Below are 19,847 nucleotides of genomic sequence, written 5' to 3' on the forward strand. Positions count from 1 at the left end.
ACCTCGCAAGCCTGCGGTCGCCCTGCCCATTACTATTCCCCACACCTGCTCCCGACTTCCGGCCCGATGCCTCCCAGCACCCGCTCCGCCTGGACCAAGACGCTCGGCCAGCTCACGCTGGTGCTGGTCGCGGCGTTGCTGGTCGGGCTGCTGGTCGGACATCCCTGGCCGCTGCTCGCGATCGCCGCGCTTGGCGTGGTCGCCTGGCACTACTGGAAACTGCGCGACGTGCTGCTGCGGCTGACCGCGCGCCAGCGCGTCGAACCCTCCGGCGGCGATGGCGTGTGGAACGAGCTCGACCGGCTGCTGTACCGCACCCAGGAGGAAATGCGCGGGCGCAAGCGGCGCCTGGTGGACATGCTGCGCGCCTACAGCGCCGCCGCCGCCGCGCTGCCCGATGCGGTGGTGGTGATCGAACGCAACAGCCAGCGGGTGCGCTGGTTCAACGACGCCGCGACCCGGCTGCTGGGCCTGCATTACCCCGACGACGTCGACGCCGGGCTGGGCGATCGCCTGCAGCCATTGCCGATATCGCGCTGGCTGGCCGCCGGCCGCCACGCCGAACCGATGACCGACGCCGCCTCGCCGGTCGACCCGTCGCTGCGCCTGAGCCTGCGCCTGATCCCGTATTCCGATGAACTTTGGCTGCTGGTCGCGCGCGACGTGAGCAAGATGATGCGGCTGGAGCAGATGCGCCGCGACTTCGTGGCCAACGTCTCGCACGAACTGCGCACGCCGTTGACGGTGGTGCACGGCTACCTCGACATGCTCGACCCGGGCGAGCAGCCCGAATGGGCGCCGATCCTGGAAGAGATGCGCCATCAGTCGCAGCGCATGACCCAGCTGGTCGAGGACCTGCTGACGTTGTCGCGGCTGGAAGCCCAGGACAGCGTGGTCGACGAGGAAGTCGCCATGGATTCGATGCTGGTGACGCTGCGGCGCGAGGCCGAGGCACTCAGCCAGCGCCGCCACGACATCAGCGTCGAAGACAGCGCCGGCATCGACCTGCTGGGTTCGACGCGCGAGCTGCACAGTGCGTTTTCCAACCTGGTCGGCAATGCGGTGCGCTACACGCCGGCCGGTGGCAGCATCGCCATCGCGTTCGCCCGCACCGCCGACGGGGGCGCCGAGCTGTCGGTGCGCGACAGCGGCTACGGCATCCCCGCCGCGCACCTGCCGCGCATCACCGAACGCTTCTACCGCGTCTCCACCAGCCGCTCGCGAGAATCGGGCGGGACCGGGCTGGGCCTGGCGATCGTCAAGCACATCCTGCAACTGCACCAGGCGCGGCTGGAAATCCAGAGCGAAGTCGGTCGCGGCAGCATCTTCACCTGCCGTTTCGGCCCCGAACGCGTGCACCCGCGCGATCGCGCCCTCGCCTCCACCCCCTTCCCGACTTCCGTGACCGGCCCATGAATCCTCCCGTCCCCGTCGTGGAAACCCCGGCCGACAACGATCCGCTGCGCGACCCGTCGCTGTACTTCAACCGCGAACTGTCGCAGCTGGACTTCAACTTCCGCGTGCTGGCCCAGGCGCAGGACGAGTCGGTGCCGCTGCTCGAGCGCCTGCGCTTCCTGTGCATCTCCTGCACCAACCTCGACGAATTCTTCGAGATCCGCGCCGCCACCGTGCGCCATGCGCAGGATTTCGCGGTGCCGGTCGCCGCCGACGGCATGTCGCCGGCGACGTTGCTGCGCCGCATCCATGACCGCGCCGCGGAACTGGTCGACGCGCAGTACCGCTGCTGGAGCGACGAACTGCGCCCGGCGCTGTCGGCCAGCGGCGTGCGCGTGCTCGGCCGCGAATCGTGGAACGCGCGCCAGACGCGATGGCTGCGCGCCTACTTCCGCGAGGAGATCATGCCGGTGCTGTCGCCGCTCGGCCTGGATCCGGCGCACCCGTTCCCGAAGATCCTCAACAAGTCGCTCAACATCGTCGTGGTGCTCAAGGGCAAGGACGCGTTCGGGCGCACCGGTCATCTCGCCATCGTGCGCGCGCCGCGCTCGCTGCCGCGCATCATCCAGATGCCGCAGAAGGTGTCCGGCGGCGAGTACGACTTCGTGTTCCTGTCCTCGGTGCTGTCCGAATTCGTCGCCGAGATGTTCCCGGGGATGGAGGTCAAAGGCGCCTACCAGTTCCGCGTCACCCGCAACTCCGAGCTGATCGTCGACGAGGACGAGGTCGAGAACCTGGCCCTCGCGCTGCGCGACGAACTGATCGGCCGCGGCTACCTGCGGGCGATGCGGCTGGAAATCGCGGCCAATTGCCCCAAGCCGATCGTGCAGACGCTGCTGGAGAACTTCGAGCTGCCGGCCAACGCGGTCTACCGCATCCACGGCGCGGTCAACCTCAACCGCATCATCCAGATCTACGACCAGGTCGACCGCCCGGACCTGAAATACCCGGCCTTCGTGCCGCGGCAGCTGGCCGAAAGCGACGCGATGTTCGAACGCGTGGCCGCCGGCGACGTGCTGCTGCACCACCCGTTCGACGCGTTCACGCCGGTGCTGGAGCTGATCCGCCAGGCCGCCGAGGACCCGAACGTGTTGGCGATCAAGCAGACCCTGTACCGCACCGCCAAGGACTCGGCGATCATCGAGCACCTGGTGCAGGCGGCGCGCAACGGCAAGGACGTCACCGCGGTGGTCGAACTGCGCGCGCGCTTCGACGAGGAAGCCAACCTCGCGTTCGCCGACCGCCTGCAGGAGGCCGGGGTGCAGGTCGTCTACGGCGTGGTCGGCTTCAAGACCCACGCCAAGATGCTGCTGGTGGTGCGCCGCGAGGGCCGCAAGCTGCGCCGCTACGTGCACCTGGGCACCGGCAACTACCACGCCGGCACCGCGCGCGCGTACACCGACCTGGGGCTGATCACCGCGGATCCGGCGATCGGCAACGACGTGCACCTGATCTTCCAGCAGCTATCCGGGCTGGCGCCGGCGATCCGGCTCGAACGCCTGCTGCAGTCTCCGTTCACCCTGCACGCCGGCGTGCTGGCGCGGATCGAGCGCGAGGCCATGCATGCGCGTGCCGGCCGTACCGGCCGCATCATCGCCAAGATGAACGCCCTCAACGAGCCGCAGGTGATGCGGGCGCTGTATGCGGCGTCGCGCGACGGCGTGCAGATCGACCTGGTCGTGCGCGGCGCCTGCACCCTGCGTCCCGGCGTACCGGGCGTCTCGGAGAACATCCGCGTGCGTTCGATCGTCGGCCGCTTCCTTGAACACAGCCGCGTCTACTGGTTCGGCAACGACGGCGACCCGGACCTGTTCTGCACCAGCGCCGACTGGCTCGAGCGCAACCTGCTGCGGCGGGTGGAAACCGGCTTCCCGATCCTCGACCCGGCGCTCGCCGCGCGCATCCAGGATGAGGTGCTCCACAACTACCTGGCCGACAACCTCAACGCCTGGGAACTGCAGGCCGACGGCGACTACCGCAAGGTCGAACCGCGCGACGGCGACATGCCGCATTCCGCGCAGGCCGCGCTGCTGGCGAAGATCTGCGCATGAGCCCGACCACCGCCACCCTCCCGGCCTTCGTCCCCACCACCGCCGAGCCGCTGCGCGACGGCGACATGCTCGCCGCCATCGACCTGGGCTCCAACAGCTTCCACATGGTGGTGGCGCGCTACACGCTGGGACAGCTGCGCATCGTCGACCGCCTGCGCGAAACCGTGCGCCTGGCCGAAGGCCTGGACGGCAAGGGCGGGCTGACGCTCGAGGTCCGGCAGCGCGCGCTCGAATGCCTGTCGCGCTTCGGCCAGCGCATCCGCGACATCCCCAGGCAGCACGTGCGCGCGGTGGCCACCAACACGGTGCGCGCGCTGTCGCAGCCGCAGGCGTTCCTGGTCCCCGCGGAAACCGCACTCGGCCACGTCATCGAGGTCATCGCCGGCCGCGAGGAAGCGCGCCTGGTCTATCTCGGCGTTGCCCATGCGCAGCCGCCGAAGAACGGGCACCTGCGGCTGGTGATCGACATCGGCGGCGGCTCCACCGAATGCATCATCGGCTCGGGTTTCGACGCCATCGAGCGCGAGAGCCTGCAGGTGGGCTGCGTCGCCAGTACCCGCCGCTTCTTCGAAAGCGGCAAGCTCACGCGCAAGAAGTGGAACGACGCGCTGGTCGAGGTCACCGCCGAATTCCAGCAGTTCGCCGGCACCTACCGCGCACTGGGCTGGCAGGAGGTGCTGGGCTCGTCGGGCACCAACAAGGCGATCGGCGATATCTGCGCGGCAATGGACCTCACCAAGGGCTCGGTCACCGCCGAAGCGCTGCCGCAGGTCCGCGAGCGGCTGCTGCGTGCCGGCCACATCGACGCCATCGACCTGCCCGGCCTGTCGGACGAACGGCGGCCGATCATCGCCGGCGGCGTGCTGGTGCTGGAAGCCGCATTCGCCGCGCTGGGCCTGCAGCGCATGGCGGTGAGCAAGGCGGCGCTGCGCGAAGGCGTGCTGCACGACATGCTCGGCCGGAACCGCGACGAGGACCCGCGCGACGCATCGGTCGCGGCGCTGATGCTGCGCTACGGCATCGACACCGACCAGGCACTGCGCGTGGAAACCACTGCGCTGCACCTGTTCGACCAGGTCGCCGCGGCGTGGCAGTTCGGTCCCGACGACCGGCTGATGCTCGGCTGGGCCGCGCGCCTGCACGAACTGGGCCTGGCCATCGCCCACAGCCAGTACCACGTGCACGGCGCCTACGTGCTGGAGAATTCGGATATCGCCGGTTTCTCGCGCCAGGAGCAGCAGTTCATCGCCGCGCTGGTGCGTACGCATCGGCGCAAGATTCCGAAATCGGCATTCAACGCCCTGCCCGAACGCCTGCTGGCGCCGGCCCGGCGCAGCGCCGCGCTGCTGCGCATCGCCGTGCTGCTGCACCGCGGCTACGACGCGCGCGAGATCCCGCGCCTGGACGCTGCGGCCGAAGGCCGTTCGCTGGCGATCGCACTGGCCCGCAGCTGGCTCGAACCGCGCCCGCTGCTGCGCGCCGACCTCGCCGGCGAACCGGCGCAGATCGCACCGCTGGACATCGCGCTGGCGTTCGACCTGCTTTAGCACTGTCTCCTCGCTGTCATCCCGAGCGCAGCGAGGGATCTTCCTGCACGGCGGGAAAGATCCCTCGCTGCGCTCGGAATGACACAACAGGGGACGTGACTTCAATCATGGCGCGACAGGCAGGCTGCCTGTCACCAAACCGCCACCGCACTGCAATACGCGCTTCATCGCCTGTCGCGACCATGCCCGCATCCACCGCCTCCAGTCAGGCCATCGATGCGTCATGCGATCGTCACCGAAACCTGGCCACCCGAGGTCAACGGGGTCGCGCTGACGGTGCAGGCCCTGGAGCAGGGGCTGCGGGCGCGCGGCCATGACGTGTCGCGCGTGCGGCCCAGGCAGTCGCCGGCGCAGGCCGCCGAAGCCGGTGAGACGCTGGTGCGCGGCGCCGGCCTGCCACGCTATCCGGGATTGAAGTTCGGCCTGCCGGCAACCGCGCAGCTGCAGCGGTTCTGGCGCGAGTCCCGTCCCGACACGATCTACGTCGCCACCGAGGGCCCGCTCGGCTGGTCCGCGCTGCGCGCCGCGCGGCGCCTGGGCATCCCAGCCGCCACCGGCTTCCACACCCGCTTCGACCGCTACATGCGCGACTACGGCATGGCGTTCCTGCAGCCGGTCGCGCTGCGCTGGATGCGCCACTTCCACAACCTCGCCGACGCCACCCTGGTGCCGACGCGCGAGCTGCGCGGTTTCCTGCAGGGCAGCGGCTTCGACAACGTGGTGCTGCTGCCGCGCGCCGTCGATACGCGCCAGTTCCAGCCGGCATTCCGCGATCCGGCCCTGCGGCAATCCTGGGGCGTGACCGCAGACGCGCCGGTGGCCATCCACGTCGGCCGCATCGCCGCGGAGAAGAACCTCGCGCTGGCGGTGCGGGCCTTCCGCGAATTGCAGCGGCTTCGCCCGGACGCGCGCTTCATCTGGGTGGGCGATGGGCCCGCGCGTGCGCAGTTGCAGCGCGAACACCCGGATTTCGTCTTCTGCGGCGTGCAGCGCGGCGAGGCGCTGGCGCGGCACTTCGCCAGCGGCGACCTGTTCCTGTTCCCGAGCCTGTCGGAGACCTTCGGCAACGTCACCCTGGAGGCCATGGCCAGCGGCGTGCCGACCGTCGCGTTCGATTACGGCGCCACCCACGAACACCTGCGCGACGGCTCGCACGGCGCGGCGATCGCCCCGGGCGACGAGAATGGGTTCATCGCCGCGACCCGCCACATCGGCAGCGATGCCGACCTGCGCTTCGTCATGGGCGCCGCCGCGCGCGAGGCGGTGTCCCGCCTGCGTCCCGAAGACGTGGCTGCCGCATTCGACGACATCCTCGCCGGACTTGCACGGAGCAAACCGCATGCACGCCTCGCCGCCGCGTAACCGCATGCTCGCCAGCGACGCCGGCTGGTGCCTGCGCGCGAACCGGATCGGCGCACGGACCGGCGTGCGACAGGCGTTCGCCGTCGTCAGCCGGCTCGGCGACGGCGTGTTCTGGTATGCGTTGATGGCGATGCTGGTGGCGTTCGACGGCTACGCCGGACTGCTGGCTTCGCTGCACATGGCTGCGACAGGCGCCGTCGCGCTGCTGATGTACAAGCGGCTCAAGCGCTGGACGCGGCGGCCGCGGCCATTCGCCGCCGACGGGCGCATCCGCGCCTGGGTCGCGCCGCTGGACGAGTTCAGCTTCCCGTCCGGGCACACGCTGCACGCGGTGGCCTTCAGCCTGGTGGCCGTGGCGCACTATCCGCCGCTGGCGTGGCTGCTGCTGCCGTTCGCCGCCAGCGTCGCCGCTTCGCGCGTCGTGCTCGGCCTGCACTACCCCAGCGACGTGCTGGCGGCCACCGCGATCGGCTGCGCACTGGCGGGCGTGTCGCTGTGGCTGGTCCCCGGCGTGAGCCTGTTCCCCTGAGTTGTCTTGTAGGAGCGGCTTCAGCCGCGAGCTCTTGACCTTCGAAGCCATGCGGCTTGTACGACAAGCTCGCGGCTGAAGCCGCTCCTACAGGTTCTGTCGGCACGATTGGCCGTCATCGCGGGTGCGGCGAGGCGTCCTGCCCTCGCCGCACCCGCATGACATCGGACGATGGCCTCAGTTCGTGGCCGAAATCCGGTACCAGTCCACCTTGCGCGTCAGCACCATGATTGCAGCCAGGATCACGAACAACAGGCCTGCGCCGAGCACCAGCGCGTTGTCCTCGGACACCAGCAGCCCGTAAAGCGCCGCGTACAGCGTGGCCAGCATCGTCGCGAAACCGAGCCCGCGCAGCACGCTGTGCAGCACCGCGCTGAGATAGAAGCCGAGCAGCCCGATGCATGCCACGCTCGCCGCGAGATACGCCCAGCCGAACTCGATGTGCTCGGACAGGCTGACCAGCAGCAGGAAGAAGATCGCCAGCGCCAGGCCAACGAGGCCGTACTGGATCGGGTGGATCCGCAGCTGCTTGATCAGTTCGAACATGAAAAAGCCGACGAAGGTCAGCGCCACGAACAGCAGGCCGTACTTGGTGGCGCGGTCAGCCTTGGTATAGACGTCGACCGGATCGATCAGGGCCAGGCTGATGCTGTCGATGCCGGCCAGCGCGCCCGGCTCCGACAACCCCTTGCCGCCACGCTTCATCCCGCGCAGGTACAGGGCCTGGGTGTTGGCCGCCAGCGCCGGCAGCTCCCATTGCGCACGGAAACCGTCGCTGCTCACGTCCAGCGTGCCCGGCGACAAGGTGCCCACCGAACTCGGGTGCGGCCACGACGAGTCGAGCACGACGTGGTTGCTGTCGCCCAGCGGCACCACGTCCAGCGCCTCGGTGCCGGCGAGGGTGAAGTCGAAGCGGCTCCGCACTTTCAGTTGCTGGCCCGCGCGCGGCACCGGCAGCCGCGCATGCACGCCACCGCCGCCCTGCTCGTCCAGCCCCTGCAGCACCTGCAGGTCGCGGCCATCCACCCGCAGCCGCGGCTTGCCGCGCAGGCCGCGCACGTCGCCGATGGCATAGCCCAGCCGTGGCTGGCCGATGCTGCGCGCACGCGCGGGGTCGGCATCGTCCGGGATGCGCACGTCGAAGCCTGCCTGCGCATGTCCGTGCCAGGCATATACGCGCACCGGGTACAGCCCGCTGCGCCGGGTCTCCGGCTTGAGCGTGCCGCCGATGTCCAGGGTCTTCGGGAAGAACACCCACTGCCGTTCCTCGATTCGCTGCACGGTCTGCTCAACCCCGTATTTGTCGCGCTCGACCACGTCGACCTGCTCGCGGTACGGCACCACCAGCACCGGTCCGGCGAACGACTGCCGCCCGGCGATGCTGCGTGCCACGTTGGCCACCGCCTGTGCGCGATAGCCCTCGCGTTCGTGGATGACGCCGCGGATCATCGTCAGTGGCACCAGGATGGCCAGGGTCAAGCCCAGCACCATCAGGATCTTCAAGCCCAGTCGCATCGTGCTTCCCCTCGTTGTGGTGAGGTGGGGACGATGGGCGCGACGCGCGGCGGGAGGATGGCGCGGCGGTGAAGTGGCGGTGAAGCGCTGCCTTTGCAGGAGCGGCGGAAGCCGCGAGCTTTGACCTTGCCCGTCTCCCTGCGAAGACAGGGGGAGGCTGGGAGGGGGGCTCACGGTGCTGCTGAAGAGACCCCTCCCCAACCCTCCCCTGCCTTCGCAGGGGAGGGAGCGAGAGCTCGCGGCGGAAGCCGCTCCTACGAGGCCGTGGCGATCGGCAGGTCCAGCGTGGCGACGGTACCGCCGCCTTCGCGGTTGGCCAGCGTGGCGTGACCGTCGTGCAAGCCGGCGACCTGGGCGACGAAGCACAGGCCCAGGCCGCTGCTGCGGCTGCCGCCTGCCGGGCGCGGCAGCGAGTAGAAGCGCTCGAACACGCGGCCGATGGCGTAGTCCGGCACGCCGGGGCCGCGATCGGCAACGCTGACCCGCAGCATGTCGCCCTGTCGCTGCAGCGCGACCTCGATCGCACTGCCGCGCGGCGCGAAGTCGATGGCGTTGTCGAGCAGGTTGGCGATCGCCTGCCGCAGCAGGAACGGATCGCCTTCGACCACGGCGGCCGCATCGACATCATCGCGGACCAGCGATACCCCCGCGGCGTCAGCTTCGGTCTCCACCTGCGCCACGGCCTCGTCGAGCAGCACGGCCAGCGCCACCGGTTCGGGCTGTTCGATGCGCTGGCGGTGCTCGACCGCGGCCAGCGCCAGCAGCTTGTCGATCATCTGCGCCATCCGCTCGCCCTGCGCGCGGATGGTGGCAACGAAGCGCGCGCGGTCGGCCTCGGGCAGCGGCGATTCGAGCAGTTCGGCGCTGCCGCGGATCGCCGACAGCGGGCTCTTGAGCTCGTGCGTGAGCGCGTGCACGTACTGTTCGACGTATTGCTTGCCTTCGAGCCGGTCGCGCATGGTTTCCAGCGCGCGGCCGAGGTCGCCGAACTCGCCGGCGGCACGCGGCACCTCGACGCGTTCGCCCGCGGTCACCGCCTGCGCGTAGCGCTGCAGCCGCCCGACCTGGCGCGACAACCACCATGCTGCCAGCACGCCGACCAGCAGCGCCGTGCCCAGCAGCACCAGGCCCCAGCGCAGCACCGCCTGCTGGCTGCGCTCGATGAACGGCGCGATCGCCTGGTTCGGCTTGGCCACGGTCAGTACGCCGGCGATGCGGCCGTCGGCATCGCGGATCGGCGCGGCGACGTGCATCACCGTGGAATTCTCGTCGGCGGGGTCGCTGCGGGTGGAACGCGCGCCGTACTCCCCGCGCAGTGTCAGGTAGACGTCGTTCCAGCGCGAATAGTCGCGGCCCACGTCGCGTCCGGTGGAGTCGAACACGACGATGCCGCGCGCATCGGTGACATACACGCGATAGTCGGCCGACTGCTTGCGGAAACCCCAGATCCGCGCGTCGATGTCGCGACCGGCCAGCCCGCGCACGCGCCGCGCGAACTGCCCGTTGTCGATGCGGCCGGCGAGGACATCGTCGGTGGCCAGTTCCGCGAGCACGTTGGCGGTGTCGGCCAGGGTGTCTTCCATCGCCTGGCGCACGCCCGGCTTGACCTGCTGCACGAACACGTTGCCCAGCAGCCACGCGGCCAGCGCCACGATGACGAAGTACCCCAGCAGGATGCGCAGGCCGATCTTCATGCGTGGGCACGCCGGCTCGCCACGCCGTCAGCGCTCCGCCGTTTCGAGCGAATAGCCCAGGCCGCGGTGGGTGTGGATCGGATCGGCATCCGGCGCCAGCGCGCGCAGCTTCGCGCGCAGGGTCTTGACGTGGGTGTCGACGGTGCGGTCGCCGCTTTCCAGCGCATCGCCCCATACCCGGTCCATCAGCTGCGCCCGCGACAGCACCGCGCCGGGGCGCGCAAGCAGTGCGGCGAGCAGGCCGTACTCGTAGCGGGTCAGGTCCAGCGCGTGGCCGTGGTAGCGGATGCGCATGCCTTCGGCATCGTGCTCGAACGCGCCGGCGGAAAGCGCCGGCGCCTGCGCGTGTTCGGCGGCCGCGTGCACGCGCCGCAGCAGCGCGCGCACCCGCGCCACCAGCTCGCGCGGCGAAAACGGCTTGACCACGTAGTCGTCGGCGCCCAGTTCCAGTCCGAGCACGCGATCGGCCTCGGCATCGCGCGCGGTGAGGAAGATCACCGGCAAGTCGCGCTCGCGCCGCAGTTCGCGACACAGCGCGAAACCACCGATGTCCGGCAGGCCGACGTCGAGGATCGCCAGGTCGTGATGCCCTTCGCGCGCGGCCCGCAGCGCGTCCTGCCCGGTCAGGCAGTGCCGGGCGTCGAAGCCCTCTCCCCGCAGCGCGTAGAGCACGGTGTCGGCGATGGCGGTTTCGTCTTCGACGAGGAGGATCGAGGGCATCTGCAGGCTCGAGGGCTGGGGTCGTGGCCGGAGATCAGGATATACGGGCGGCCGGCGCAATCGACTCGCGCGGGAGAGGAAACTGCCATTTCGAGCGCAGCGAGACACCCCGTCTCCGCGGGACGGAGTCTCCACTGCGTCCGGAATGACGGTCCGGGAGGCCCCTCCAGCTCCGCCGACACGCTACGCTCCCGGGTCATGCCTCCCAATTCCCCGATTACGGCCTCACATTGAATTACCGCCACGCCTTCCACGCCGGCAACCATGCCGATGTCCTCAAGCACGTCGTGCTGCTGGCGGTCTGCGACGCGCTGGTCGCCAAGCCGTCGCCCTGCTTCGCGCTCGACACCCACGCCGGCCGCGGGCTGTACCGGCTCAGGTCGGCGTCGGCCCAGCGCACCGGCGAGGCCGATGACGGCATCGGCCGGCTATTGGTCGAGCGTCCGCGCGCGCCGGCGATCACGCGCTATCTCGCCGCGGTGGAGGCCTGCCGCGCCATCCACGGGCACGACGCCTACCCCGGCTCGCCGTGGCTGCTGGCGCACGCACTGCGCGCATCCGACCGGATCGCCTGCTGCGAGCTGCAGCCGGTCGAGGCGGCTGCGCTGCGCGCGAACTTCGCAGGTGACGACCGCGTCGTGGTGCACGAGCGCGACGGCTACGCGGCGATCCGCGCGCTGCTGCCGCCGAAGCATGGCGACGTCCGCTACGGCCGCGGCCTGGTGCTGATCGATCCACCCTACGAAGCCCAACTCAACGAGTTCGACACCGTCTTGGCCGCGCTGAAGGAAGCGCTGGCGCGCTGGCCGCAGGCGACCTACGCGCTGTGGTACCCGGTCAAGCTGCGCCGGGCGCTGCAGCCGTTCCTGCGCAAGGCCGCACGCCTGCAGGCGAAATCCGCACTGGTGGCCGAACTGCTGGTGCGTCCCGACGATTCGCCGCTGCGCATGAACGGCAGCGGCCTGCTGCTGCTCAACGCCCCGTGGCAGCTGGATGCCGTGCTGCAGCCGGCACTGCGTGCGCTGCAGGACGCCCTGGGCGAAACCGGCGCCTCGACCCGCCTCGAATGGCTGCGTGCACCGGCGTAGGCCGGAATCGTCTTGTTTGCAGGAGCGGCTTCGGCCGCGAGTTCTTCGCCCAACCAACCCGGCCTGCAAAAGATCGCGGCTGGAGCCGCTCCTGCAAGAGCAAATCTGCGTGCCGGCTCAGGTCGCCGGCACGGCGCGCGCATGCACGTCGTCGTCGGCAATGTCCGGCTCGAAGAAGCTCCAGCGCACTTCGGGGAACTCCGCCTGCATCGCCTGCTCGACGAGGTTGATCTGCGCCAGCAGCGCGCCGGCATCCTCCGTCTCGCGCATCTGCGCCTTCACCGATACCATCACCTCGTTGCCCAGCTGCAGCGTGATCAGGTTGAACACGCGCGCGATCTCCGGACGCGCTTCCAGGTAAGTCCGCATCTGCGCCTGTCGCTCCGGGTGCACGCCCTGCCCGATCAGCATCGCCTTGACCTCGATCGCCACGAACACCGCCACCACGATCAGCAACGCACCGATGGCGATCGTGCCGACGGCATCCCAGACCGGATTGCCGGTGGCCACGGCCAGCAGAACCGCGCCCAGCGCGAACACCAGGCCCAGCAGCGCGGCGAGGTCCTCGCCGAAGATCACCACCAGTTCGGCCTGGCGGCTGCCGCGGAACCACTGCCACAGGCTGCGGTCGCCGCGCGCCTTGTTCACTTCCTGCAGGCAGGCGCGCATCGAGAACCCCTCGGCGACGATGCCGAACACCAGTACGCCCGCCGCCCACCACCACTGCCGCAGCGGCTCGGGCTGCTGCAGTTTGTGGATGCCCTCGTACAGCGAGAACATGCCGCCGACGGTGAACAGCATCACCGCCACCAGGAACGACCAGAAGTAGATCGCCTTGCCGTAGCCCAGCGGGTAATCGGGCGATGGCGGCCGCCGGGACTGCTTCATGCCCAGCAACAGCAGCAGCTGGTTGCCGCAATCGGCCAGCGAATGCACGGTTTCGGCCAGCATCGCGCTGGAACCGGTGAAAAACGCGGCCACGCCCTTGGCGCAGGCGATCGCGAAATTGGCGCCGAGCGCGAAGAAGATCGCGCGGGTGGAATCGCCGCTGCCGGCCATCGGATCAATCCATTGCGTGGGAACGGCGATGTTGAAGGCTCGCCACCGGATGCGCAACGCGGGCACCCAACACCCCCTCTTCACGGCATCTAGGTTTCTTTAACACCATGGATGCGACCTTTCCCCCATGAGCACCCGCAACCGCCTCCCCCCGTGGCATGAGCGGATCCGCCTGGCCAATGGCCGCGAGATCCTGATCCGTCCGATCCGTGCCGACGACGCCGAGCCCCTGCGCGCGTCGTTCGCGCTGCTGCAGCCAGAGGAAGTGCGCCAGCGCTTCCTGCACGTGGTGAAGGAACTGAGCCCGGAAACGGTCCAGCGCCTGACCCAGCCGCAGCCCAGGACCGAATTCGCCCTGGTCGCCGCCGAACCGCTGCCCCCGGGCGAGGCGCTGGTCGGCGCGGTTGCGCGTGCATCGATCACGCCCGGCACGCGCGATGCGGAATTCGCCATCCTGGTCAGCCGCTACGTCGCCGGCATGGGCCTGGGCCGGCACCTGATGCGCCGGCTGGTGCGCTGGGCCAAGGGCAAGAAGCTCGATTGCCTGTATGGCGACGTGCTGGAGAGCAACCAGCCGATGCTGTCGCTGCTCAAGTCCCTGGGATTCCGCCGCGAGAGCTCGGAAACCCCCGGGCTGGTGCGGGTGACGCTCGACCTGGCGCCGGCCGACGAGCGGCAGGCCGTCGGCGGCGACAGGCCGCGTTCGACTCCATAAGGCAGGGGCCAGCGGCAGGGTGTGCCGCACGTCCAGGGAAGGACCCCACCTTCCCGGAGTGCCCCATGCCCATCGACGAAGCCCGCCTCAATGCGTTCCTCGGACGCGCCCTGTCCGACATGGGCGGCGCCATCAGCGCCACCCTGGTGCTGATCGGCGACCAGCTCGGCCTGTACAAGGCGCTGGCCCGCGGGGCGATGAACGCCGCCGAACTCGCCGCCGCCACCGACACCAGCGAACGTTACGTGCGCGAATGGCTGGGCAACCAGGCCGCCGGCGGTTACGTCGACTACGACGCCGACACGGACCGCTACTCGCTCAATCCCGAGCAGGCCCTGTGCATGGCCGACCCGGACAGCCCGGTCGACGTCCCGGGCGCCTACAGCATCGTCGAAGCGGTGTTCCATGCGATGGGGCGCACCCGGGAGGACTTCCGCAGCGGCGCCGGGATGGAATGGGGCGAACACCATCCCTGTCTGTTCCACGGCACCGAGCGCTTCTTCCGCGCCGGCTACAACGCCCACCTGCTCGGCGAATGGCTGCCGGCGCTCGACGGCGTGGTCGACCGGCTCCGGGCCGGTGGCAAGGTCGCCGACGTGGGCTGCGGACACGGCGCCAGCACGCTGCTGATGGCGCGGGCCTTTCCCGCATCGACGTTCCTCGGCTATGACTACCACGGCCCTTCGATCGAAGTCGCGCGCCGCCACGCAGGCGAAGCCGGCATCGACAACGCCCGCTTCGAGGTCGCCGATGCCGGCGGCTACATCGACCGCGACTTCGACCTGATCGCCTTCTTCGACTGCCTCCACGACATGGCCGATCCGGTCGGCGCGGCCCGCCACGCCTGCCAGGCGCTCAAACCCGACGGCACGTGCATGCTGGTGGAGCCGTTCGCCGGCGATACGGTGGCCAGCAACCTCAATCCGGTCGGGCGCCTGTACTACGGTGCCTCGGCCCAGATCTGCGTGCCGGTCTCGCTGGCCCGCCACGGCCCCGCGCTCGGCGCCCAGGCCGGCGAGGCCCGGCTCGGCGCGGTCATGCGCGAGGCGGGATTCAGCCGCTTCCGGCGCGCCACCGAAACGCCGTTCAACCTCGTGCTCGAAGCACGCCCCTGAAGCATGGCCCACTGGAGAATCCGCATGCCCCGTTATGTCATCGAACGTGAAATCCCCGGCGCCGGCAGTCTCCCGCCGGCCGAACTCAAGGCGATCTCGCAGAAATCCTGCAGCGTGCTGGAGAACCTGGGCCCGCAGATCCAGTGGGTGCAGAGCTACGTCACCGGCGACAAGGTGTACTGCGTCTACATCGCGCCGGACGAGGACATGATCCGCGAGCACGCGAAACAGGGCGGCTTCCCGGCCAACCGCATCTCCGAGGTCGCTTCGGTGATCGATCCGGTCACCGCCGAATGACTGCCACCGGGCGCTGATCCCGCTTCGCGGCCGGGTGGACGCCGCAAGCGGCTAAAATGTGCATTCCTGCGCCGGGCGCATCGCGTCCGGCGCTTTCGTTGTTGCGTGCACAGATGCCCCAGACCCCGAAATCCCCCTCTTTCCCTCCTCCACCGCTGCCGATGGCGGGCCAGCAGCGCGCCTGGTGGCGCGCGCCGGCCAGCGCCAGCGCGCTGGCGTGGTCGATCGCCGGCGCCGCGCGTGCCCACGACGGCCCGCTGCTGGCGATCGCCCGCGACAACCAGGCCGCGCACCAGCTCGAATCCGACCTGCGCACGCTGCTGGGCGGCGACGCGACGCTGCCGGTACTGAACTTCCCCGACTGGGAAACCCTGCCCTACGACCGCTTCAGCCCGCATCCGGAAATCGTCTCGCAGCGGCTGGCCACGCTGCACCGGCTGCCCGCGCTCAAGCGGGCGATCGTGATCGTCCCGGTGCAGACGCTGATGCAGCGGCTGGCGCCGCTGTCGTACGTGATCGGAAACACGTTCGACATGCGCGTGGGCCAAAAGCTGGACCTGGACGCCGAGAAGCGCCGCCTGGAATCGGCCGGCTATCGCAACGTGCCGCAGGTCTTCGATCCGGGCGATTTCGCGGTACGCGGCGCGCTGCTCGACGTCTACCCGATGGGCGCGGACATGCCGTTCCGGGTCGAGCTGTTCGACGACGTCATCGACACCATGCGCGGCTTCGACCCGGAGACGCAGCGCTCGCTGGACAAGGTCGAGGCGGTGCAGCTGCTGCCGGGCCGCGAGGTGCCGCTGGACGAGGCCGCGACCGCGCGCGCGATGGACGCGCTGCGCGAACGCTTCGATGTCGACACCCGCCGCAGTTCGCTGTTCCAGGACCTGAAGTCCGGCCACGCGCCGGCGGGCATCGAGTACTACCTGCCGCTGTTCTTCGAGGCCCCGCGCGCAGGCCTGCGCAGCCCCGAGCCGCAGGGCTCCACCGCGACGCTGTTCGACTACCTCGGCGCCGGCGCGCTGCCGATGCTGGGCGAAGGCGTGCAGGAAGCGGCGGACCAGTTCTGGAAGCAGACCGGGGAACGCTACGAGCAGCGTCGCCACGACATCGAGCGCCCGCTGCTGCCACCCGCCGAGCTCTACCTGCCACCCGACGCCCTGCGCGAACGGCTCAACGCCGGCGCGCGCATCGAAGTCTGCGGCCCGCAGCACTCGCGCCACGCGCAGGCCGCGGCGCTGGGCGACCAGCCGGCACCGGAACTGCCGCTGGTGGTGAAGGATGCGCAGCCAGCGGCGGCATTGAAGTCGTTCTTGGGCAGCTACCCCGGCCAGGTGCTGATTGCCGCGGACACCGCCGGCCGCCGCGAAGCGTTGCTGGAGGTGTTGCAGGCCGCCGATATTCGACCGGAGGTGCTGGTTTCGTTCCAGGACTTCATTGCCGGCGTTGAGCGTCGCGGCAGCGTTGCTCCAACGGCGGCAGTTGATCCGTCCGCGCAGCGGATGGATAACGCGCACATAGCCGTCGCGCCGCTCGACGACGGCTTCGCGCTCGATGCCGAGGCTGCAGGCGGCATCCCGTTCGCCATCCTCACCGAGCGCCAGCTGTTTCCCGAGCGCGCCTCGCAGCCGCGCCGCCGCAGGCGCGTCGGGCGCGAGCCCGAGGCGATCATCCGCGACCTCGGCGAGCTGTCCGAAGGCGCGCCGATCGTCCACGAGGACCACGGCGTCGGCCGCTACCGCGGCCTGGTCACGCTCGCGGCCGGCGGCCAGCCCGGCGAGTACCTCGAGATCGAGTACGCCAAGGGCGATCGCCTGTACGTACCGGTCGCGCAGCTGCACCTGGTCAGCCGCTATTCCGGCGCTTCGGCCGAGACCGCGCCACTGCATTCGCTCGGCGGCGAGCAGTGGACCAAGGCCAGGAAGAAGGCGGCGGAGAAAGTCCGCGACGTCGCCGCCGAACTGCTCGAGATCCAGGCCAAGCGCCAGGCGCGCGCAGGCCTGGCGGTCGATGTCGACCGGGCGATGTACGAGCCGTTCGCGGCCGCGTTCCCGTTCGAGGAAACGCCCGACCAGCACAGCGCGATCGAGGCGGTGATCCGCGACCTGGCCAGCTCGCAGCCGATGGACCGCGTGGTCTGCGGCGACGTCGGCTTCGGCAAGACCGAGGTCGCGGTGCGCGCCGCATTCGTCGCCGCCACCGCCGGCAGGCAGGTCGCGGTGCTGGTGCCGACCACGCTGCTGGCCGAGCAGCACTACCGCACCATGGCCGACCGTTTCGCCGACTGGCCGATCCGGGTCGAGGTGCTGTCGCGCTTCAAGAGCACCAAGGAGATCAAGGCCGAACTGGAGAAGCTGGCCGAAGGCAAGATCGACGTCATCGTCGGCACCCACCGCCTGCTGCAGCCGGACGTGAAGTTCAAGGACCTGGGGCTGGTGATCGTCGACGAGGAGCAGCGCTTCGGCGTGCGCCAGAAGGAGGCGCTGAAGGCGCTGCGTGCGAACGTGCACCTGCTCACGCTGACCGCAACACCGATCCCGCGCACGCTCAACATGGCGATGGCCGGCCTGCGCGACCTGGCCATCATCGCCACCCCGCCCGCGCATCGCCTCGCGGTGCAGACGTTCGTGGTGCCGTGGGACGACGCGCAGCTGCGCGAGGCCTTCGAGCGCGAACTGGCGCGCGGCGGCCAGGTGTACTTCCTGCACAACGACGTCGAGAGCATCGGCCGCATGCAGCGCGAGCTGCAGGAGCTGGTGCCGGAGGCGCGCATCGGTATCGCCCATGGCCAGATGCCCGAGCGCGAACTGGAGCGGGTGATGCTCGACTTCCACAAGCAGCGCTTCAACGTGCTGCTGTGCTCGACGATCATCGAGTCGGGCATCGACATCCCCAATGCCAACACCATCATCATCAACCGCGCCGACAAGTTTGGCCTCGCCCAGCTGCACCAGCTGCGCGGGCGCGTCGGGCGCTCGCACCACCGCGCCTATGCGTACCTGGTGGTCCCGGACAAGCGCTCGATCACCAGCGATGCACGCAAGCGCCTCGATGCGATCGCGGCGATGGACGAACTGGGCGCCGGTTTCACCCTGGCCACCCACGACCTCGAGATCCGCGGCGCCGGCGAATTGCTCGGCGAGGACCAGAGCGGGCAGATGGCGGAGGTCGGCTTCAGCCTCTACACCGAACTGCTCGAGCGCGCGGTGCGCAGCATCAAGCGCGGCGAACTGCCGGACGTCGACGGCGCGCATGCACACGGCGCCGAGGTGCTGATGAACGTGCCGGCGCTGATCCCCGACGACTACCTGCCCGACGTGCACGCGCGCCTGACGCTGTACAAGCGCATCAGCTCGGCACGCAGCGCCGAGGACCTGCGCGAGCTGCAGGTGGAGATGATCGACCGCTTCGGCCTGCTGCCCGACCCGGTGAAGCACCTGTTCGCCAGCGCCGAACTGAAGCTGCAAGCCGACGCGCTGGGCATCCGCAAGCTCGACCTCGGCCCCAAGGGCGGACGCCTGCAGTTCGTCGAGAAGCCGGATGTCGACCCGATGTCGGTGATCCGCCTGATCCAGGGCCAGCCGAAGCATTACCGCATGGACGGCCCGGACAAGCTGCGCATCACTCTCGACCTGCCCGACGCCGCCACCCGTTTCAGCGCTGCGCGCGGGTTGTTGACCGCTCTGCGGCCGGATCGGGCTGCGTAAACCCCGATTCCTGTAGGAGCGGCGGAAGCCGCGAGCTTTCAGCTCCTCCCCCGCGAAGGCAGGGAAGGGCAAGATCAAAAGCTCGCGGCCGCCGCCGCTCCTGCATTCGACTCCCGAATTCCGAATCACCAATCCCGGCCCATCAGCTAGAATTGCCGCGTTTGCCCGCCCGGAGCCCCCAATGTCGCCACCCCTCGCCTATCGCCGCATCCTGCTCAAACTGTCCGGCGAGGCCCTGATGGGCGACGAGGATTACGGCATCGACCCGAAAGTGATCGGCCGGCTCGCGCGCGAGGTGATCGAGGCGCAGCAGGCGGGTGCAGAAATCGGGGTGGTGATCGGCGGCGGCAACATCTTCCGCGGCGCGGGCCTGGCGGCCGGCGGCATGGACCGGGTCACCGGCGACCAGATGGGCATGCTGGCCACCGTGATCAACGCGCTGGCGATGCAGGACGCGCTGGAAAAGCTCGGCGCGCGGGTGCGGGTGATGAGCGCAATCAAGATCAACGACGTGTGCGAGGACTACATCCGCCGCCGCGCCATCCGCCATCTGGAAAAAGGCCGCATCGCGATCTTCGCCGCCGGCACCGGCAACCCGTTCTTCACCACCGATTCGGGCGCCGCGCTGCGCGCGATCGAGATCGGCGCCGACCTGCTGCTCAAGGCCACCAAGGTCGACGGCGTCTACGACTCGGACCCGAAGAAGAACCCGGACGCCAAGCGTTTCGACACCCTGGGCTACGACGAAGTCATCGCCCGCAACCTCAACGTGATGGATACCGCCGCCTTCGCCCTGGCCCGCGACAGCAGCCTGCCGCTGCGCATCTTCGACATGAGCCAGCCAGGCGTGCTGTTGCGCATCCTGCGCGGCGAGGAAATCGGGACGCTGGTCAAGTAGGCGCCGCGGGATCCGCCCTGGCAGGAGCGGGGGGGGGGGGGGGGGGGGGGGGGGGGGGGGGGGGGGGGGGGGGGGGGGGGGGGGGGGGGGGGGAG

The 19,847-nt window shown here is 69.8% G+C and carries 15 protein-coding genes; 11 read left to right on the forward strand and 4 right to left on the reverse strand.

What is annotated here, in order from left to right; genetic code table 11:
• The first annotated feature begins 66 nt into the window (after positions 1-66).
• From phoR to ACTJIL_RS08000, 5 genes are all read left to right on the forward strand, one after another.
• Positions 67-1,416, forward strand: coding sequence for a phosphate regulon sensor histidine kinase PhoR (gene phoR / locus ACTJIL_RS07980; protein WP_440754994.1), 1,350 nt, complete (start codon positions 67-69; stop codon positions 1,414-1,416).
• On the forward strand, positions 1,413-3,506 hold the full coding sequence (gene ppk1, locus ACTJIL_RS07985) for a polyphosphate kinase 1 (RefSeq protein ID WP_440754995.1): 2,094 nt from the start codon (positions 1,413-1,415) through the stop codon (positions 3,504-3,506). Before phoR ends, ppk1 begins: the two co-directional genes overlap by 4 nt.
• Positions 3,503-5,053, forward strand: a complete 1,551-nt coding sequence (gene ppx, locus ACTJIL_RS07990) for an exopolyphosphatase (RefSeq protein WP_440754996.1) — start codon at positions 3,503-3,505, stop codon at positions 5,051-5,053. Before ppk1 ends, ppx begins: the two co-directional genes overlap by 4 nt.
• A 216-nt stretch (positions 5,054-5,269) precedes the next feature.
• Positions 5,270-6,415 (forward strand): glycosyltransferase family 4 protein, encoded by a 1,146-nt coding sequence (locus ACTJIL_RS07995; RefSeq protein ID WP_440754997.1) that lies wholly within the window; start codon positions 5,270-5,272, stop codon positions 6,413-6,415.
• Positions 6,393-6,944, forward strand: coding sequence for a phosphatase PAP2 family protein (locus tag ACTJIL_RS08000; protein WP_440754998.1), 552 nt, complete (start codon positions 6,393-6,395; stop codon positions 6,942-6,944). Before ACTJIL_RS07995 ends, ACTJIL_RS08000 begins: the two co-directional genes overlap by 23 nt.
• A 177-nt stretch (positions 6,945-7,121) precedes the next feature.
• Here the strand turns inward: ACTJIL_RS08000 and creD are convergent, their stop codons facing one another.
• The 3 genes from creD to creB form a co-directional block, all read right to left on the reverse strand.
• The gene (gene creD, locus ACTJIL_RS08005; protein WP_440754999.1) at positions 7,122-8,459 is read right to left on the reverse strand and encodes a cell envelope integrity protein CreD; all 1,338 of its coding nucleotides are present in this window, start codon (positions 8,457-8,459) and stop codon (positions 7,122-7,124) included.
• A gap of 254 nt (positions 8,460-8,713) precedes the next feature.
• On the reverse strand, positions 8,714-10,153 hold the full coding sequence (gene creC, locus ACTJIL_RS08010) for a two-component system sensor histidine kinase CreC (protein ID WP_440755000.1): 1,440 nt from the start codon (positions 10,151-10,153) through the stop codon (positions 8,714-8,716).
• 27 nt (positions 10,154-10,180) lie between these two features.
• Positions 10,181-10,873 (reverse strand): two-component system response regulator CreB, encoded by a 693-nt coding sequence (creB, locus tag ACTJIL_RS08015; protein ID WP_440755001.1) that lies wholly within the window; start codon positions 10,871-10,873, stop codon positions 10,181-10,183.
• 230 nt (positions 10,874-11,103) lie between these two features.
• Between creB and ACTJIL_RS08020 the strand changes: the two genes are divergently transcribed.
• On the forward strand, positions 11,104-11,961 hold the full coding sequence (locus ACTJIL_RS08020; protein WP_440755002.1) for a 23S rRNA (adenine(2030)-N(6))-methyltransferase RlmJ: 858 nt from the start codon (positions 11,104-11,106) through the stop codon (positions 11,959-11,961).
• Between the two features lie 117 nt (positions 11,962-12,078).
• On the opposite strand, the gene ACTJIL_RS08025 is transcribed toward ACTJIL_RS08020, so the two are convergent.
• Positions 12,079-13,020 carry a cation diffusion facilitator family transporter gene (locus ACTJIL_RS08025; RefSeq protein WP_440755003.1) on the reverse strand — a complete coding sequence of 314 codons (942 nt, stop codon included), beginning with the start codon at positions 13,018-13,020 and terminating at the stop codon, positions 12,079-12,081.
• Between the two features lie 127 nt (positions 13,021-13,147).
• On the opposite strand from ACTJIL_RS08025, the gene ACTJIL_RS08030 reads away from it, so the two are divergent.
• From ACTJIL_RS08030 to pyrH, 5 genes are all read left to right on the forward strand, one after another.
• Positions 13,148-13,735 (forward strand): N-acetyltransferase family protein, encoded by a 588-nt coding sequence (locus ACTJIL_RS08030; protein WP_440755004.1) that lies wholly within the window; start codon positions 13,148-13,150, stop codon positions 13,733-13,735.
• Positions 13,736-13,800: 65 nt separating this feature from the next.
• Positions 13,801-14,850, forward strand: a complete 1,050-nt coding sequence (locus tag ACTJIL_RS08035) for a class I SAM-dependent methyltransferase (protein WP_440755005.1) — start codon at positions 13,801-13,803, stop codon at positions 14,848-14,850.
• Positions 14,851-14,874: 24 nt separating this feature from the next.
• Positions 14,875-15,147 carry a DUF4242 domain-containing protein gene (locus ACTJIL_RS08040; RefSeq protein ID WP_440755006.1) on the forward strand — a complete coding sequence of 91 codons (273 nt, stop codon included), beginning with the start codon at positions 14,875-14,877 and terminating at the stop codon, positions 15,145-15,147.
• Between the two features lie 113 nt (positions 15,148-15,260).
• Complete coding sequence (gene mfd, locus ACTJIL_RS08045) at positions 15,261-18,854, forward strand: transcription-repair coupling factor (RefSeq protein WP_440755007.1); 3,594 nt, start codon at positions 15,261-15,263, stop codon at positions 18,852-18,854.
• 181 nt (positions 18,855-19,035) lie between these two features.
• Entirely contained in the window at positions 19,036-19,752 is a 717-nt protein-coding gene (pyrH, locus tag ACTJIL_RS08050; RefSeq protein WP_440755008.1) for a UMP kinase, read from the forward strand.
• The last annotated feature ends 95 nt before the right edge of the window (positions 19,753-19,847 follow it).

The organism is Luteimonas sp. 22616 (assembly GCF_052044325.1).
In the GTDB taxonomy this organism is placed as follows: domain Bacteria; phylum Pseudomonadota; class Gammaproteobacteria; order Xanthomonadales; family Xanthomonadaceae; genus Luteimonas.

Excerpts from the sequence above, each read along its gene's own strand:
- phoR (WP_440754994.1), top strand. The coding sequence starts at position 67 with ATGCCTCCCAGCACCCGCTCCGCCTGGACCAAGACGCTCGGCCAGCTC.
- ppk1 (WP_440754995.1), top strand. The coding sequence starts at position 1,413 with ATGAATCCTCCCGTCCCCGTCGTGGAAACCCCGGCCGACAACGATCCG.
- ppx (WP_440754996.1), top strand. The coding sequence starts at position 3,503 with ATGAGCCCGACCACCGCCACCCTCCCGGCCTTCGTCCCCACCACCGCC.
- ACTJIL_RS07995 (WP_440754997.1), top strand. The coding sequence starts at position 5,270 with ATGCGTCATGCGATCGTCACCGAAACCTGGCCACCCGAGGTCAACGGG.
- ACTJIL_RS08000 (WP_440754998.1), top strand. The coding sequence starts at position 6,393 with ATGCACGCCTCGCCGCCGCGTAACCGCATGCTCGCCAGCGACGCCGGC.
- creD (WP_440754999.1), bottom strand. The coding sequence starts at position 8,459 with ATGCGACTGGGCTTGAAGATCCTGATGGTGCTGGGCTTGACCCTGGCC.
- creC (WP_440755000.1), bottom strand. The coding sequence starts at position 10,153 with ATGAAGATCGGCCTGCGCATCCTGCTGGGGTACTTCGTCATCGTGGCG.
- creB (WP_440755001.1), bottom strand. The coding sequence starts at position 10,873 with ATGCCCTCGATCCTCCTCGTCGAAGACGAAACCGCCATCGCCGACACC.
- ACTJIL_RS08025 (WP_440755003.1), bottom strand. The coding sequence starts at position 13,020 with ATGGCCGGCAGCGGCGATTCCACCCGCGCGATCTTCTTCGCGCTCGGC.
- ACTJIL_RS08030 (WP_440755004.1), top strand. The coding sequence starts at position 13,148 with ATGAGCACCCGCAACCGCCTCCCCCCGTGGCATGAGCGGATCCGCCTG.
- ACTJIL_RS08035 (WP_440755005.1), top strand. The coding sequence starts at position 13,801 with ATGCCCATCGACGAAGCCCGCCTCAATGCGTTCCTCGGACGCGCCCTG.
- ACTJIL_RS08040 (WP_440755006.1), top strand. The coding sequence starts at position 14,875 with ATGCCCCGTTATGTCATCGAACGTGAAATCCCCGGCGCCGGCAGTCTC.
- mfd (WP_440755007.1), top strand. The coding sequence starts at position 15,261 with ATGCCCCAGACCCCGAAATCCCCCTCTTTCCCTCCTCCACCGCTGCCG.
- pyrH (WP_440755008.1), top strand. The coding sequence starts at position 19,036 with ATGTCGCCACCCCTCGCCTATCGCCGCATCCTGCTCAAACTGTCCGGC.